We start from the raw sequence: 15,279 nt of genomic DNA on the forward strand, positions 1-15,279 counted from the left end.
CCGGCTCACCGCGACGCGGACCGGAGCTTCCGTCCGGCCCGCGTGATGATCCGCACCATTCAGTACATGCCGGCGTTGGCCGGGCCCGGCCCGGTCGAGGTGGCCGGCCCCGCGTTACGCGGCTTGCCGACGTCTTCCGCCTCGTCCAACATGCCCTCCCCCTCAAGCAGGGCCCGCACCTCGGATTCCCGAAACCGGCGATGCCCGCCTGGAGTCCGGATGCTGCCTATCCGGCCCGCCGCTGCCCATCGCGTCACAGTCTTCGGGTCAACCCGAAACAGCGCGGCAACTTCACCCGGTGTCAGCAGGCGATCTCCAGTGTCCACAGCCCCCTCCTCGCGTCGACGAAGCCCCCGGCTGAACACACTGCCCCCGGCCGGTGCGAGCCCAGAGCCGTCATGAGGGACGTATGGCAATTACAGCACCAGCGACCTGGCCTGTCCGCCAAACGCGAAAAACGCACTGAGTGGGAAGTTAGGAAATATTACCTGCGTGCGGCTCCCTTGACTGTCAGTTTGCGAGCGACTGCACCCTGTCATGTCCAACGCGCGCCGGATGCCCGACGTTACGCCCGGACCGCTAGGGTCACAGTCCGTGGACGCCATCGACCTGAGCCTCGTGGAGCTGCTACGCGGCAACGCCCGCCTGTCCTACGCCGAGCTGGCCCGGCAGGTCGGCCTCTCCGCGCCCGCCGTGCACGAGCGGGTCGGCAAGCTGGAGTCCAGCGGCGTGATCCGGGCCTACCGGGCGGAGGTGGAGCCCGAGGCGATCGGATTCGCCGTCACCGCGCTCATCGGGATCGTCGAGGACTCCGGCGGCGACACCGACGACGTGCTGGAGGCCTTCCGGCAGATGCCCGAGATCGAGTCCTGCTACTTCATGGCCGGCGTCGAGTCGTTCCTGCTCAAGGCCAGGGTCGGCACCATCGCCGAGCTGGAGCGGCTCATCGTGCGGCTGAACCGGACCCCGGGCGTCGCCTCCACCCGGACCGGCATCGCCCTCTCCACGAAGTGGGAGAACCGGCCACAGGCCCCGGTGCCTCCCGCCACCTGACCCGCCACCCCCGCCCGCCCCGACGTCCGCGTCCGGTCACCTCCGGCCGCCGGACGGCCGCGTCCCGCCACCCCGGCCGTCGGTCGCCGGACGGCCGCGGCCGGCCGGCTCTGGCGCGCGGTCGCCGGGCGGCGATAGCGTGCGCCGATGACGAAGCCAGCCCCCGGGACGGCGGTGGTCACCGGCGCGGCCGGCGGCCTCGGCCGCGCCATCGCCGCCGCGCTGCACGCCGACGGCTGGCCGGTGCTCCTCACCGACCACGACGACCAGGCGGTGGCCCGTGCCGCCGCCCCGCTGGGCGGCTGGTCGCGCCGGCTGGACGTACGCGACTCCGACGCCTGCGCGGCCGTCGCCGCCGAGGCCGCCGGCCGGGGCGGGCTCGGCCTCTGGGTGAACAACGCGGGGATCCTCGTCACCGGCCCCTCGTGGGAGCACGACGCGGCGACCCGCCGCCGGGTGGTCGAGGTCAACGCCCTCGGCGCGATGAACGGCACCCTCGCCGCGCTGGCCGTCATGCGGGAACAAGGGCACGGGCACGTGGTCAACGTCGTGTCGCTGGCCGGCCTGGTGGCCGCGCCCGGCGAGACCGTCTACGCGGCCAGCAAGCACGCCCTCGTCGCGTTCAGCATCGGCACGCTCGCCGACCTGCGGCTGGCCGGGCACCGGGGCGTACACGTGTCGTGCCTGTGCCCGGACGGGATCTGGACGCCGATGCTGCACGACCGGCTCGACGACCCGGGCGCCGCGGCCTCCTTCACCGGGACGCTGCTGACCCCCGAGCGGGTGGCCCGGCGGGCCGCGCGGCTGGCCCGGCGGCCCCGCCCGGTGGTCAGCGTCCCCCGCTGGCGCGGCGCGCAGGTCCGGCTCCTCGACGCGCTGCCCGGCGTCGCCGTGCGCCTCGCCCCGCTGATCCTCGCGGCCGGCCGGGCCGGGCAGCGCCGCCAGCGCCGCCGGATCGGGGCCGGTCCGCGGTGAGCGGGCTTGCTAAGTTTCGAACGTGACTCACATCGACCGGTGCGACGAGGCCAGCCGGCGCTGGGTGACCGAGGCGATCGCCGCCGTGGAGGCGGACGCCAACCGCTCCGCCGACACCCACCTGCTGCCGTTCCCGCTTCCCCGGTCGTGGGGGATCGACCTCTACCTCAAGGACGAGTCGGTGCACCCGACCGGCTCGCTGAAGCACCGGCTGGCCCGTTCGCTCTTCCTCTACGGGCTGTGCAACGGCTGGATCGGCCCAGAGACCACGATCGTGGAGGCGTCCTCCGGCTCGACGGCGGTCTCCGAGGCCTACTTCGCGCGGATGCTGGGGCTGCCGTTCATCGCGGTGATGCCCGCCTCCACCTCGCCGGAGAAGATCGCCCAGATCGAGTTCCAGGGTGGCCGCTGCCACCTCGTCGACGACCCGGCCAAGGTGGTCGTGGAGGCCCGCTGGCTGGCGGAGGACTCCGGCGGGCACTTCATGGACCAGTTCACCTACGCCGAGCGCGCCACCGACTGGCGGGGCAACAACAACATCGCCGAGTCGATCTACGCGCAGCTCGCCCTGGAACGGCACCCGGTGCCGGCGTGGGTCGTGGTGGGCGCCGGCACGGGCGGCACCAGCGCCACCATCGGCCGCTACGCCCGCTACCAGCGGCTGCCCACCAAGCTGTGCGTGGTCGACCCGGAGAACTCCGCGTTCTATCCCGCCTGGCAGGCCGCCGACTGGTCGGTGCGCACCGGGCGGGGCTCCCGCATCGAGGGGATCGGCCGGCCGACCGTCGAGGCGTCGTTCGTGCCGTCGGTGGTGGACCGGATGGTCCAGGTGCCCGACGCCGCCTCGCTGGCCGCCATGCGCGCCGGGTCGGCCGTGCTCGGCCGCCGGGTGGGCGGCTCGACCGGCACCAACCTGTGGGGCGCCTTCGGGCTGATCGCGGAGCTGCTCGCCGAGGGCCGCACCGGCTCGGTGGTCACCCTGATCTGCGACGCCGGCGACCGCTACGCCGACACCTACTACTCCGACGACTGGCTGGCGGCCCAGGGACTGGACCTCACCCCGCACCTGGCGACCGTCGAACGCTTCCTCACCACGGGCGCCTGGCCGGCCTGAGCCGCCTGCCTGGCCTGAGCCGGCGGGGTGACCGAGCCAGCCTGGCCGGCCCGGGTCGTCGGGGGAGGCGTCCGCAGCCCGGTCAGCGCGGGTCGACGCGCTCGGCCAGCCCGGGGTAGCGCACCACGTAGCCGCCGCCGTCGAGGTCGATGTCGGCGGTGAAGGTGTCACTGGTGAAACGGACCCGGCCGGGGCCGAGCGGGGTGTAGACCTGCTCGGCGGGCACCACCAGCAGGCTGGGCACCAGCACCCAGGCGACGTCGATCCGGTGCGGGGTGTCGGCCGCGGCGCGGGGCAGCCCGAGCCGGCGCACCGGTAGCGCGTTGAACAGCGCCGCCCCGCCGAGGTCGACGTCCACCGCCCCGGCCAGCCGGTGCGGGTCGTCGGTGCCGGGAAGCCCGACCGGCGGGTGGCCGGCCGCCCGCAGCGCCGCGTCCAGGTCACCCTGCTCGGCGGTGGTCACCCGCCACCCGTCGGTCACCCGCTCCAGGCGTACGCTCCGCAGCCACCCGGTGCCCTCCGCCTCGACCTCGACGCGGAGGGTCGCCCACTCCGGGTCGGTGGCGAGCTGGTAGCGGCAGGTGTAGGGGATCGGGTCGACGGCCGTGAGCGTGCCCCGCGCCGTCAGCCCACGGCCGTCGTCGAACAGCGCGTGCTCCGCGCCGGCGGTGTCCGTCCGGGTCCAGAAGAGCGACTTCGGCATGGTCGGCATGAGCCGGACGTTACGCGACCCGGCCGACACCGGCAGCGAATGCGCGAACGCCGTCGCGGAGCCTGGGCCCCGCGACGGCGTTCGTGGATGACGCTGTCGGTCAGTGGGTACGCGCCGGCGGACGCCCGCCGAAGCCCCGCCGGTCGTCACGCGGCCGGTCGTCGCGCCCCCGGCCCTCGGGCCGGAAGCCGCCCCGGTCGCCGAAGCGCCGCTCGCCCTGCGGCCGGTCGCCGTAGCCACGGCTGTCGCTGGGCCGGTCGCCGTAGCCACGGGTGTCGGCCGGGCGGTCGGAGTAGCCACGGCCGTCGGTCGGCCGGTCGCCGTAGCGCCGTTCGCCCTGCGGCCGGTCGCCGTAGCCACGGCTTTCGGTGGGCCGGTCGGAGTAGCGCCGTTCGCCCTGCGGGCGGTCGCCGTAGCCACGGCTTTCGGTGGGCCGGTCGGAGTAGCGGCGTTCGCCCTGCGGGCGGTCGCCGTAGCCGCGGCCGTCGGTCGGGCGGTCGCCGTAGCGGCGCTCGCCCTGGGGCCGGTCGCCGTAGCGGCGCTCGCCCTGGGGCCGGTCGCCGTAGCGGCGCTCGCCCTGGGGCCGGTCGCCGTAGCGGCGCTCGCCCCGGGTGTCGCGGTCGCCGTAGCGGCGCGTGCCGCCCGGCCGGTCGCCGTGCCGGCGCGGCTCCTCGGCCTCGATGCGCACCGGGACGCCGCTCGGCTCGCGGGCGCCGGTCAGCTCGGCGAGCGCCGGGTCGCCGACCCGCACCCGGGTCTCGGCCGGTGCCACGCCGGCCTTCTCCAGCATGGCGAGCGTGGTCCGCCGCTGCTTCGGCAGCACCAGCGTGGCCACCGCGCCGGACTCGCCGGCCCGGGCGGTACGCCCCGCGCGGTGCAGGTAGTCCTTCGGGTCCTTCGGCGGGTCGACGTGCAGCACCAGCGAGACACCGTCGACGTGGATGCCCCGGGCCGCCACGTCAGTGGCGACCAGCACGTTCACCCGGCCCTCACGGAACTCGGCCAGCGTGCGGGTACGCATCCGCTGGGTCTTGCCGCCGTGCAGCCCGCCCGCCCGTACGCCGACGGCGGCCAGCTGCTCGACCAGCCGGTCGACGCCGAGCTGGGTGCGGGCGAAGACCATCGTCCGACCGTCCCGGGCCGCGATGGACGCGGCGACCGGGAACTTGTCGTGCGGCGGGATCAGCAGCATGTGGTGGTCCATGGTGGACACCGAGGCGGTGGACGGGGCGGTGGAGTGCGTCACCGGGTCGGTCATGAACCGCTTGACCAGCGCGTCGACGTCGCCGTCCAGCGTGGCCGAGAAGAGCAGCCGCTGGGTGCCGGCCGGCGTCTTCGCCAGCAGTTCGGTGACCTCGGGCAGGAAGCCCATGTCGGCCATCTGGTCGGCCTCGTCGAGGACCGTGACCTCGATGTCGTCCAGGTGGCAGACGCCCCGGGCGATCAGGTCGCCCAGCCGGCCCGGGGTGGCCACGATGATCTCCACCCCGCGCCGCAGCGCGTCGATCTGCCGGTCGTACGGCACGCCCCCGACGGCGGTCTTCAGGAACACGCCGACGGCCTTGCCGAGCGGCATCAGCGCGTCGTTGACCTGCATCGCGAGCTCCCGGGTCGGCACCAGGACCAGGGCCCGGGGGCGCAACGGCCGGGCCCGGTTGCGGTCGGCGACCAGGGCCAGCAGGGGCAGGCCGAAGGCCAGGGTCTTGCCGGAGCCGGTCTGGCCCCGGCCGAGGACGTCGCGGCCGGCGAGCGCGTCGGGCATGGTGGCGCGCTGGATCTCGAACGGGGTGGTGATGCCCTGCCGGGCGAGCGCCTGGACCAGCGGCTGGGGCAGCCCCAGCGCGGCGAAGTCGGTGGCCTCGGGCGTCACCGGGACGGCCGGGTCCTGGACGGTGCCGTCCCGCTCGACGGCGGTCTGTGCGTCGGCGGAGTCGAGGGCGGGCAGGAACGTGCTGGGTTCAGCAAAGGTCGTCAAGAAATGCCTTTCGAGCGGGGCGCATCTTCGCGATGGCCTGCCGCAGCTGAACGCCGCCGAATCGCCCGCAAGATCGCCCATGGGCGCGCAGGGCGCGCCGGGTCAGTGATCCCCACCAGTGTACGGCGACAGGACGAACCCGCCACCCGACCACGGACGGGTAGTGGGCGGGCTCACCATCGTCGTCGTACGCGGCTCACTTGCTCAGGACGCCGCCCACCAGCCCACCCACCGTGTCGTTGGCGAGCAGCACGACCAGCACGCTGATCGCCACGAGCAGGCCCAGCGAGGCGGCCAGGACGACCACCACCTTGGTCGTGCTGGACCGCTGTTCGGTGGGGGTCTCCGTCCAGCCCTGGGCCAGGATGTGCCCGGTCAGCGAGCCGGAGTTCTCCACCGGGTTGTTCGGGAACGAGACGGTGCTGAAGCCGGGGCCCTCGGTGGCGCCTCCGGCACCCGCGCCGTAGATGGTGCCCAGGTCGGGTCCGCCGTCGTAGCGGCCCGCGGGGGCGCCCTCGGCCTGCCCGACGCGCGTGGCCGGGCCGGCGCCGTCGACGCGACCGCTCAGCCGGCGTGCCTCCCGGGGCGCGGTGGCCGGCTCGGCGCCACCGGGCCGGCGGTCACCCGGGTTGGTGGGCGGCGGCCAGCCCGGCAGCGCGGGAGCGGGCACGCCCGGCGGCCCGGACACCGACGGCGAAGAGAACGGCGGCGCGGATGCCGGGGGCGCGGAGAACGGCGGCGCGGATGCCGGGGGCGCGGAGAACGAGGGCGCGCTCGCCGGGGGCGCGGAGAACGGCGGCGCGGAGAACGAGGGCTTGACCGCCGGGGGCGCGGAGAACGACGGCGTGATTGCCGGCGGTGCGGAGAACGGCGGCGCGCCCGCGACGGGGCCCGGTGCCGGTCCGGCGCTCGCGGCCGTGAGGGGCGGCGGCGGGAACGGTGGCGCCGGCGTCGGGCCGGGCGGGGGCGGCGGGGCGGGCACCGGCGGCCCGGGTGGCGGCGTGGGCGGACCCGGCACGGGCGGTACCGGTGCCGGCGGCCTGGGTCCCGGTCCCGGTGGTACCGGGCCGGGCGGGTAGGGACCGGGGACCGGCGGCGTCGGCGTCGGGACCGGAGGGGCCGGCGACGGCGGGTTCGGACCCGGTACCGGCGGAGTGGGGGCCGGCGCCGGCTCGGGCTCCGGGACGGGCGGGGTCGGCGGCTGCGCCGGCTCCGGCGGCTGGGCGGGCTCCGGCGGCTCCGGGTTGACCGGCGCCGCCCGGTAGATCCGGGCCTCGCCCGTGCGGGAGCGGATGGCCCCGGCCTCGTCGGCCGAGATCCGCCGCATGCCCGGTACGGCGGCGCTGGCCCGCGCCCCCGCCGTGCCCCGCTGACCGGGGACCGGGGTGGCCGCCGGGGCACCCGTTCCGCCGGCCCGGTAGGTGGTGCCGGCGCTCGGGCCGGGCGGCGGTACCGCCTCGCTCCCGCCGGGCGCGGCGGCGGTGGCCACGGACACCCGGCCGCGGGCCGGCGCGTCGGGCTGCCGGCGTACGTCGTCCGAGGGCGGCTCGGTCGACGACCCGGACGGCTCCGCCGCGCCGTCGGCTGTGGCCGGCGTCGGTGCGCCGACGGACGTCAGGGGACGCGGTGCCCCGGCACGGCTCCGGTCGGGCGCGGATCCGTGGTCGACCGGCTCCGCCGGAACCTCTTGCTCGGCCATGCTCGCCCTCCGCGCACGCTCGCGCCCGGATCCGCGACATCGGACCGGGCGTGCCTGTCTGTCACCGTGCCACATTCCGGCCCGACGGCACAGCCGGAGCGTGTTCCGGGGGCGATGTCGGGCCGATCCCGTCGGTCGGCCCGGGGACCGTGGTCAGCTGCCGGTGCTCGCCGAGGCGGTGGCCGACGTGCTGGCCGCCGGATCGGCACTGCTCTGCGCCGTGGTCGGCGCCACACTGCTGGCCGAGGCGCTCGGCGACGAGGCGTCCGAGCTGCTCGGAGACGGCGACGGCGAGGTCGACGTGCTGGGCGTGGGCGAGGGGGTGCCGGTCGGCGTCGGGGACGGCGACGGCGAGGTCGACGGTGACGTCGACGGGCTCGGCGACGGCGAGGTCGGCGAGGTCGGCTTCGGGCTGGTCGGCGGCTTCGTCGCGGGCGGCTTGCTCGGCGTCGGCGTCGGCGAGGGGGTGCTGACCGGCGCGGGCACCGCCCCGATGACGCGGGTGGCGGCGTAGAGGCGCGACCAGCGCACGGTGGAGATCTTCACCACGTCGCCGGTGGTCGGCGCGTGGATCATCTTGCCGCCGCCGACGTACATGCCCATGTGGTGGATCGTCGTCCAGCTGGTGCCGGAGGCGAAGAAGAGCAGGTCACCGGGGAGCAGCGCCGTGCGGGACACGGTGCGGGACCGGGTGGCGTAGTACTGGTCCCGGGAGACCCGGGGCAGCCCGTAGTAGCCCGCCGACCGGTAGGCGGCGTAGATCAGGCCGGAGCAGTCGAACCGGTCCGGCCCCTCGGCGGCCCACAGGTAGGGGTCGCCGAGCTGCGCCTTGGCGTACGCCAGGGCCTTCAGCGCCGTCGGGTGGGCGGCCAGTCCGTTGGCGGTCTCGTTGCCGAGGTAGCCGGCGCCGAGGCGCTGCTCGGCGGCCTCCTGCTGGCGCTCGATCTCGACGAGCTGGGCGGCGTTGTCCCGCTTCAGCTTGTCCAGCTTCTTCTCGGCCGTGCGCAGGGCCTTCTCGCCGGCGGAGTATTCCGTCCTGGCGCCCGTGAGGCGGGAGTCGGCCGAGATCATCGCCTGGCTGGCGGCCTGCTCGCCGGTGCGGGCGCGGGACACCTCGCCCTGGGCGGCGGTGGTGCCGCCCTCGGCCTTCTCGCCCCGGATGATCCGGGAGAGCCGGCTCAGTTCGTGCAGGTCGTTGGCGAACTCGCCAGGCGGGAGTGCGGCGGCGGCCTTGAAGGCGCCCGCGGCGGCGGCGTCGGCGCCCTCCTGGGCGCGCGCCACCGCGTCCCGGGCGAGGGCGAGGTCGCGCTCGGCGGTGGCGCGCTGCGTCTCGGCCTCGGTGCGCTTCTGCTGGAGCAGGAGCAGCTGGTCACGGAGCTGCCCGACCTGGGCCTCGGCGGCGTAGATCTGGGCGGCGAGCGGGCCGGTGCCGACGTTGCCGGCCGGCACACCGGGGACCGCGCCCGGCAGCCCGGGAACCGCGCCCGGCAGCCCGGGAACCGTGCCCGGCAGTCCCGGGACCGTGCCCGGCAGCCCGGGGACCGGCGTGCCGCCGGGGAGCTGGAGCTGGCCGGTGTAGGACGGCCGGGACCCCGTGTCGGGGACGCTGGTGGGCAGCGACGGGTCGGCCTGGACCGGGTTGGCGAGGACCGTGGCGACGACGGCGCCGAGCAGGGCGGACCAGAGCGCCGGGCGCAGCACCGGCGAGATCACCGGACTCCGCCGTCGCTGCCGTCGCCCGTGCCTGCTGTCGACCATTCCGCTCCCCGTCCGGCCTGCGTCGCCGCGCCGGGTGGGCGCGGCGGTGGGGACGCTACCAGTGTGTGGTGAACGTCCCACCCTGTCTTACCGCACCCAGGCAACGATGTCGATGCGTCGGCGGGTAACGGAAGCCTGAGAGTTCGGTGAACCGGCGCACGGGGGCCGACCATGCTGCGGCGGCGTCGGCGGGCCGACGTACGCTCGATTCCTACCGCAGGTGGAAGGGACGTGGCTTTCGATGGACGCCGGACTCAAGCGTGAGCTCGAAGCGAAGGTGTACGCCGGCGAGCGGCTGACCCGTGAGGACGGGATCGCCCTCTACGACAGCGACGACCTCGCGTGGCTCGGCCGGCTGGCGCACCACCGGCGCACCGAGCTCAACGGCGACCGGGTGATGTTCAACGTCAACCGGCACCTCAACCTGACAAACGTCTGCTCCGCCTCGTGCGCGTACTGCTCGTTCCAGCGCAAGCCGGGCGAGAAGGACGCCTACACGATGCGCATCGACGAGGCGGTCCGCAAGGCCAAGGAGATGGAGGACGAGCAGCTCACCGAGCTGCACATCGTCAACGGCCTGCACCCGACCCTGCCCTGGCGCTACTACCCGAAGGTGCTGCGCGAGCTGAAGGCGGCGCTGCCGAACGTCAAGCTCAAGTGCTTCACCGCGACCGAGGTGCAGTGGTTCGAGAAGATCAGCGGGCTGAGCGCCGACGAGATCCTCGACGAGCTGATGGACGCCGGCCTGGAGTCGCTGACCGGCGGCGGCGCGGAGATCTTCGACTGGGAGGTCCGCCAGCACATCGTCGACCACGCCTGCCACTGGGAGGACTGGTCGCGGATCCACGCCCTGGCGCACAGCAAGGGCATGAAGACCCCGGCGACGATGCTCTACGGCCACATCGAGGAACCCCGGCACCGGGTGGACCACGTGCTGCGGCTGCGCGAGCTCCAGGACGAGACGGGCGGCTTCGCGGTCTTCATCCCGCTGCGCTACCAGCACGACTTCGTCGACTCGGCGGACGGCAAGATCCGTAACCGGATCCAGGCCCGGACGACGATGGCGTCGCCGGCCGAGTCGCTGAAGACCTTCGCGGTCTCCCGGCTGCTCTTCGACAACGTCCCGCACGTGAAGTGCTTCTGGGTCATGCACGGGCTGTCGGTCGCCCAGCTCTCGCTCAACTTCGGCGTCGACGACCTGGACGGCTCGGTCGTCGAATACAAGATCACCCACGACGCCGACTCGTACGGCACCCCGAACACGATGCACCGGGACGACCTGCTGCACCTGATCTGGGACGCCGGCTTCCGTCCCGTCGAGCGGAACACCCGCTACGAGGTGGTCCGCGAGTACGACGCCCCCGCGTCCCTGGCCGAGCGCCGCGCCGAGCCGCAGCAGGTCTGGGCCTGAGTCGGCACGTACCCTTCCAGACCATGACCGAGCAGCGGAGCGGATTCCCCCGGCGGGACGCCGAGGGGCGCATCCTCACCCTGGGCGACCTGCTCGGGGTGAGCCTGGCCGGCCTGGTCATCGGCGTGCTGGCGGTGGTGCTGTTCGACTGGGCGTTCGCGCTGGTCGGCAGCGGCGAGTTCGGGCGGTCGAACGGCTGGCTGGCGATCATCCTGCCGGCCTGGCTGTTCTGGGACGACTTCCGCGCCTGGGAGTTCGGCGCGGCCCGGGTGGTGTCGGCGCTGGCGGCCGCCGCGGTGGGCGTGGTCGCCGGGCTCGTGGTGGCCGGCCTCGCCGCCGGTCTCCCGCCGCTGCTCTCCGGTGGGCTGGGGGCGGCGACCTTCACCCTCGGGTACGCGGTGGTCTGGTTCCACGGCGTCCACTGGCTGGCCCGCCGGACGGGCTGAACCTGCCGCCGGAGCCCCGGCGCGGAGAACGGAGTGCGGAACGTGAGCGCGGCGGTCAAGTACACGCTGGGCCGGCTCGGCCTGTTCGTCGCCGTGCTGGCGGCCCTCTGGCTGGTCGAGATGAACATCTTCATCAAGCTGATGGTGGCGCTGGCCTTCTCGGCCGCCCTGTCGTTCTTCCTGCTGAAGGGCTGGCGGGACGAGATGGCCGAGGAGATGGCCACCGCCGCCGAGCGTCGTCGCGCCGAGAAGGAGCGGCTCCGCTCCGCCCTCGCCGGCGAGGACGAGCCCGGAGGCGACGAGCAACAGGGTGGCGCCCGTTGAACGGTGACGGCTGAGTAACTCGACCCGCCGAGCCGCCCGCTGCTGAACTGTCGACGATCACGCGACCGGTGCGGTGCTGGCCGGCGTCCTGCATGCGCGTTGCTGCGCGGGGACACCCGAGTCCGCGGGGGCGCGGTTGCTGTCGGGCAGGTGCCCGGGCGTCGGCTCGGTCAGCTCGCCAGCTGCCACACCAGCAGCGCGCCGGGGATCAGCCCGGACAGCGACAGCGTGAGCACTGCGAGCACGAGGCAGCCGGAACTCTTCGGGTGATAGGTCTGCCCGGTGTGTATGTCGCGCCGCGAATCGGAGTTCGGCAGGCGCATGGTCTTCCCGGCGTTTATGTCGTCTCCCGCCTCCCGCCCCCAGCAGTACATGCACTCGCCCGCGTAGTTCTTCGATCGGCCACACTTCGAGCAGTCCGCCACATCCGCCTCCCTCAATGGGTAACCGAGTGTAGTTCGCCGGCTACCCTGCCGGTGCCCTGTCCGACTCCGCACGCGCCTCGCAGATGCGCGCACGGTTGGACGCTCCAACGCCTCCCTCGGCGTCGGGGGTGGCGTCACCAGGTGTCGGGGTGGTCGAGGTCGTGGGCCGGCTGGTACCCGCTCAGGACCGTCAGGCCGTCCGACTCGGTGTAGCCGTCCCCCCAACCCTTGAGGAACGCCTCGACGACGCAGGGCTTGACGTACATCTCCAGCACGTCGCTGCCCTGCCGGTGTGCCCGGTAGGGCCCCGCGACGAGGCCGGCGGCCTCTGGGTCGCGGTCCGGCACGGGTTGCGCCCGAACCGTCAGCCAGCGACCGGATTCGTCGCCTACCACCAGCGAGGCCTCCCTGAAGGAGCCGTGCTCCGACCGGAGAAGTGTGACCGAGCAGCCGAGCAGCCGCCCACCTGGCGGCAGCGACTGGAGGCGGAACGGCACCACGCAGCGGTGGGCACCGTCGAACCGGACCCGACTCGCGGCGTCTGTCGCCTCGTCGCGGCCGGTCGCGTAGATGTCGAGCTGAGCCCAGAGCCCGTCGACGGGTTGCCAACGGACGAACCACAGTTTCGTGTCGCCGGACGGATCGAACCAGGCGACCCCCGGACGGCCTTCGACTCGTACATCGACCGGCGGCTGGGGTCGACCCGCCGACGATATGGTCTGCTGCAGCCCGTCGAGCGTCGCGGCGCTGCGCGCCAACGCGAACCGAGCCTGCCCGGCCGGGCCCTGGAACTCGACGCTCTCGATCCCACGGCCGGCGCTCCAGGTCGCGGACGTGGCATCGCTGACCAGGCTGTCGGTCGTGAAGTGCACCACGTCGGGGTCGGCCCCCACGTTCTCGGGCCGTGCGATGGCGCCGGGCTGGCCCGGCGCGTCCGGCAGCACGAGTGCCGTGGCCGGCAGGATCGCGCCATCGGGTGCCCGATTGAACGGAACCACCATGACCGCAGCAGCGGCCAGGACGACGCACGCTGCTGCCGTTCCCCCGGTGGCCAGCCAGCGGCGACGCAGCCGGAGGCGGTGGCCGCGACGCCGGGCGTGCTCCACGATCGGCGTGGGGTCGATGTCGCCGCCCGCGTGGTGCCTGAGCGTCGTGGCGAGCTGCTGACCGAGGTCGCTGGACATCAGAACTCTCCTCCTGTCCGGACGGAGGCGAATGCTTCCTGCCGCTTGCGGAGTGCCGTCAGGGCCCGCATGGCGTGGGTACGGACTGTGCCGGTGGAACAGTCCATGATCTCGGCGATCGACGTGTCGTCGAGATCCTCGTAGTAGCGCAGGACGATCACGGTGCGTTGACGCGCCGGTAGGGTGCGGACGAGCCGCCACAGCGCGTCGCGTTCGGCGACACCGGCGGCCTCGTCCGTGGCGCCCGGCCGATCGTGCACGTCGGCGACGGAGATCTCCTGACTGCTACGCCGGCGCCACCACGAGTGGTGGGCGTTGACCAGCATCCGACGGACGTACGCGTCGGGTCGATCCGTCCGGGAGATGCGCGCCCAGCGGGCGTACGCCCTGGCGAGGACCTCCTGAACCAGGTCCTCGGCCCGATGCTCGTCACCGGTCAGCAACCGGGCGAGCCGCACCAGCGCCGAAGTGCGGGCGAACGCGTACTCCTCGAAGGTCACGCCCTATCAACGTCGCGAGTCGGCCAACCCGTAGACATCCGGCGAGCACCTCTCGAAGGAGAACCTCAGGGCGTGGCCCCTCCGGCGCCCGCAGGCTCGCGCCTCGCCGGATGGGGGGAACGGCCGAGGGGCCCGGTCGCCGGCCTGAGCCGGGCGACGCGGACCCCTCGATCGGGTCGGTGTCAGGTCACCAGTTGGTGGAGCCGGCCACCTTCGGCCACGGCTTCAACGTGGGCTTGATCAGGTAGACGACGCCGCCGGAGCCGCCGGACACCCCGCCGCTGGCGTTGATCCGCTTGGTCCGCAGCCAGATCTGCTCGAACTGCTCACGCTTGTAGACGTTGCGCACCACGTCGTTGCTCGACGAGGCCGGGTCGTTGACGATCACGTCGCCCTCGGCGGTGAAGCCGACGATGACGAACAGGTGCCCGGAGGTGCCGTAGTTCGCCCCGTCCAGCTCGCTGGCGAGGAAGGACTGGCTGGTCACGACCGGGATCCCGGCGGCGATGAAGCGCTCCACCTCGTCCAGCGAGTGCAGCCGGGTGACCCGCGCCTCCAGGCCGGGGAAGCTGGCCGCGTACGCGGTGTTGAAGGGCCAGTTGCCCGCGCCGTCGTACTGGTAGTCGTAGACCATCCGGGCGGCGTGGTTGACCGTCGGGTCCGGGTAGGTCGGGTCGACCCAGGAGGTCTCCTCCTCGGACGCCTTGCGGCCCCAGTACTCGATCACCATCGTGGTGGAGGTGGGGGAGCACCAGGCCTGGCCGCCGCCGTCGTACTCGGGGTAGTGGCCGGCGTGGACGTTCTGCGAGTAGCGGGGGACGTTGAGTTCCCTGCCCCAGGCGATGCCGCCCCTGCTCGGCTCGACGGTGAACCGGTCGGGGACGTTCGAGCTCATCGCGCCCACGGTGTGCACGACCGGCGCGGCGCGCTGGCCCGGGGCCTTGTAGAGGGTGAGCCGCAGCTGGTACTCCCGCAGCAGCACCCCGACGGAGGCGTCGTCGATGCTGAAGGTGTCGGTCCAGATGGTCGACCAGGGGTCGCCCTGCCGGTTGACGCTGGTGCGCTTGATGTCGGCGTCGCCGGAGGCCCACCGCCCCATCACGTACCACTTGGTCTGGACGCCGGTGTTGTACGTGCCCTGCATCTCCACCTGGATCCAGGTGCCGGCCGGGGTGTCCGCGTTCCACGAGGCGATCAGCTCGGTGGCGTCGAAGCCGATCCGGGTGACCGGGGAGGTCCAGGTCGCGTACTCCCAGCTCCTGGTGACGCCGGTGTGCGGGTCGGTGTAGTCGGTGGTGCCGAGCGGCCGGGCCAGCGTCACGCCCGGCCGGAGGCCGGGGACGGCCCTGGTGCCGGCGTGGGTGCCGCGACGCCAGTCGGGGTAGCGGGACCAGTCCTGGAAGGTGATCTGTTCGTCGTGGACCACCGGGCGGGTGGTCGACGGTGCCGTTACGGGCGCGGCGACGGCGGGTGCCGCGGTGCCGAGAAGGGTGAGTGCGGTGGCGGCCGCGAGGGCGGCCGTACGCAGGCGTGTTCTGGCCATGAGTCCTCCGCAGGGACGGACGATCGTTGCGGGTCAGTGTCCCGCTCGGAAGGAACTTTCGCCAGAGGTCGACAGTTGGAAAATCCTTGCCGATGTGAGGATCAGGATGACATGCAAAGTGGGCAGCGATGGATGTTGATATGACCATGTGAGCGGTGGT

General features: G+C 73.7%; 15 protein-coding genes. 6 read left to right on the forward strand and 9 right to left on the reverse strand.

Features of this window, described 5'->3' with window-relative positions:
- Positions 1-59: 59 nt before the first annotated feature.
- Positions 60-326 (reverse strand): BldC family transcriptional regulator, encoded by a 267-nt coding sequence (locus AC0OO9_RS16330; protein ID WP_132232190.1) that lies wholly within the window; start codon positions 324-326, stop codon positions 60-62.
- 268 nt (positions 327-594) lie between these two features.
- Here AC0OO9_RS16330 and AC0OO9_RS16335 point away from each other — a divergent pair, with 268 nt between their 5' ends.
- The 3 genes from AC0OO9_RS16335 to cds1 all read left to right on the forward strand — a co-directional run bounded on the left by AC0OO9_RS16335 (position 595) and on the right by cds1 (position 3,142).
- Positions 595-1,053 (forward strand): Lrp/AsnC family transcriptional regulator, encoded by a 459-nt coding sequence (locus AC0OO9_RS16335; protein WP_151454997.1) that lies wholly within the window; start codon positions 595-597, stop codon positions 1,051-1,053.
- A 147-nt stretch (positions 1,054-1,200) separates the two neighbouring features.
- The gene (locus AC0OO9_RS16340) at positions 1,201-2,028 is read left to right on the forward strand and encodes an SDR family NAD(P)-dependent oxidoreductase (RefSeq protein WP_393168739.1); all 828 of its coding nucleotides are present in this window, start codon (positions 1,201-1,203) and stop codon (positions 2,026-2,028) included.
- Between the two features lie 22 nt (positions 2,029-2,050).
- On the forward strand, positions 2,051-3,142 hold the full coding sequence (gene cds1 / locus AC0OO9_RS16345) for an L-cysteine desulfhydrase Cds1 (protein ID WP_425693674.1): 1,092 nt from the start codon (positions 2,051-2,053) through the stop codon (positions 3,140-3,142).
- A gap of 82 nt (positions 3,143-3,224) precedes the next feature.
- Here cds1 and AC0OO9_RS16350 read toward each other — a convergent pair whose 3' ends face one another.
- The 4 genes from AC0OO9_RS16350 to AC0OO9_RS16365 form a co-directional block, all read right to left on the reverse strand.
- On the reverse strand, positions 3,225-3,845 hold the full coding sequence (locus AC0OO9_RS16350) for a putative glycolipid-binding domain-containing protein (RefSeq protein ID WP_484517966.1): 621 nt from the start codon (positions 3,843-3,845) through the stop codon (positions 3,225-3,227).
- Positions 3,846-3,954: 109 nt separating this feature from the next.
- Positions 3,955-5,829, reverse strand: coding sequence for a DEAD/DEAH box helicase (locus AC0OO9_RS16355; protein WP_484510999.1), 1,875 nt, complete (start codon positions 5,827-5,829; stop codon positions 3,955-3,957).
- Positions 5,830-6,025: 196 nt separating this feature from the next.
- Positions 6,026-6,517: a hypothetical protein gene (locus AC0OO9_RS16360; RefSeq protein WP_484511000.1), complete on the reverse strand. Its 492-nt coding sequence runs from the start codon at positions 6,515-6,517 to the stop codon at positions 6,026-6,028.
- Between the two features lie 1,164 nt (positions 6,518-7,681).
- Positions 7,682-9,286, reverse strand: a complete 1,605-nt coding sequence (locus AC0OO9_RS16365) for a C40 family peptidase (RefSeq protein ID WP_484511001.1) — start codon at positions 9,284-9,286, stop codon at positions 7,682-7,684.
- Between the two features lie 241 nt (positions 9,287-9,527).
- Between AC0OO9_RS16365 and mqnE the strand changes: the two genes are divergently transcribed.
- The 3 genes from mqnE to AC0OO9_RS16380 are packed head-to-tail and all read left to right on the forward strand — an operon-like array spanning position 9,528 to position 11,467.
- A complete protein-coding gene (gene mqnE / locus AC0OO9_RS16370) occupies positions 9,528-10,697 on the forward strand; it encodes an aminofutalosine synthase MqnE (protein ID WP_132232180.1) in 1,170 nt (389 codons plus the stop codon).
- A gap of 23 nt (positions 10,698-10,720) precedes the next feature.
- Positions 10,721-11,143 carry a hypothetical protein gene (locus AC0OO9_RS16375; RefSeq protein WP_484511002.1) on the forward strand — a complete coding sequence of 141 codons (423 nt, stop codon included), beginning with the start codon at positions 10,721-10,723 and terminating at the stop codon, positions 11,141-11,143.
- A gap of 42 nt (positions 11,144-11,185) precedes the next feature.
- A complete protein-coding gene (locus AC0OO9_RS16380; protein WP_484517967.1) occupies positions 11,186-11,467 on the forward strand; it encodes a DUF4229 domain-containing protein in 282 nt (93 codons plus the stop codon).
- Between the two features lie 170 nt (positions 11,468-11,637).
- Here AC0OO9_RS16380 and AC0OO9_RS16385 read toward each other — a convergent pair whose 3' ends face one another.
- The 4 genes from AC0OO9_RS16385 to AC0OO9_RS16400 all read right to left on the reverse strand — a co-directional run bounded on the left by AC0OO9_RS16385 (position 11,638) and on the right by AC0OO9_RS16400 (position 15,119).
- Positions 11,638-11,790 carry a hypothetical protein gene (locus AC0OO9_RS16385; protein ID WP_484511003.1) on the reverse strand — a complete coding sequence of 51 codons (153 nt, stop codon included), beginning with the start codon at positions 11,788-11,790 and terminating at the stop codon, positions 11,638-11,640.
- A 236-nt stretch (positions 11,791-12,026) separates the two neighbouring features.
- Positions 12,027-13,076: a hypothetical protein gene (locus AC0OO9_RS16390; protein WP_484511004.1), complete on the reverse strand. Its 1,050-nt coding sequence runs from the start codon at positions 13,074-13,076 to the stop codon at positions 12,027-12,029.
- Positions 13,076-13,576 (reverse strand): SigE family RNA polymerase sigma factor, encoded by a 501-nt coding sequence (locus tag AC0OO9_RS16395; RefSeq protein ID WP_484511005.1) that lies wholly within the window; start codon positions 13,574-13,576, stop codon positions 13,076-13,078. The genes AC0OO9_RS16390 and AC0OO9_RS16395 overlap by 1 nt, the downstream gene beginning before the upstream one ends.
- 187 nt (positions 13,577-13,763) lie before the next feature.
- The gene (locus AC0OO9_RS16400; RefSeq protein WP_484511006.1) at positions 13,764-15,119 is read right to left on the reverse strand and encodes a C39 family peptidase; all 1,356 of its coding nucleotides are present in this window, start codon (positions 15,117-15,119) and stop codon (positions 13,764-13,766) included.
- Between the last annotated feature and the right edge of the window lie 160 nt (positions 15,120-15,279).

The organism is Micromonospora sp. USAFONa4 (assembly GCF_057197825.1).

Excerpts from the sequence above, each read along its gene's own strand:
- AC0OO9_RS16340 (WP_393168739.1), top strand. The coding sequence starts at position 1,201 with ATGACGAAGCCAGCCCCCGGGACGGCGGTGGTCACCGGCGCGGCCGGC.
- AC0OO9_RS16350 (WP_484517966.1), bottom strand. The coding sequence starts at position 3,845 with ATGCCGAAGTCGCTCTTCTGGACCCGGACGGACACCGCCGGCGCGGAG.
- AC0OO9_RS16365 (WP_484511001.1), bottom strand. The coding sequence starts at position 9,286 with ATGGTCGACAGCAGGCACGGGCGACGGCAGCGACGGCGGAGTCCGGTG.
- mqnE (WP_132232180.1), top strand. The coding sequence starts at position 9,528 with ATGGACGCCGGACTCAAGCGTGAGCTCGAAGCGAAGGTGTACGCCGGC.
- AC0OO9_RS16375 (WP_484511002.1), top strand. The coding sequence starts at position 10,721 with ATGACCGAGCAGCGGAGCGGATTCCCCCGGCGGGACGCCGAGGGGCGC.
- AC0OO9_RS16385 (WP_484511003.1), bottom strand. The coding sequence starts at position 11,790 with ATGCGCCTGCCGAACTCCGATTCGCGGCGCGACATACACACCGGGCAG.
- AC0OO9_RS16390 (WP_484511004.1), bottom strand. The coding sequence starts at position 13,076 with ATGTCCAGCGACCTCGGTCAGCAGCTCGCCACGACGCTCAGGCACCAC.
- AC0OO9_RS16400 (WP_484511006.1), bottom strand. The coding sequence starts at position 15,119 with ATGGCCAGAACACGCCTGCGTACGGCCGCCCTCGCGGCCGCCACCGCA.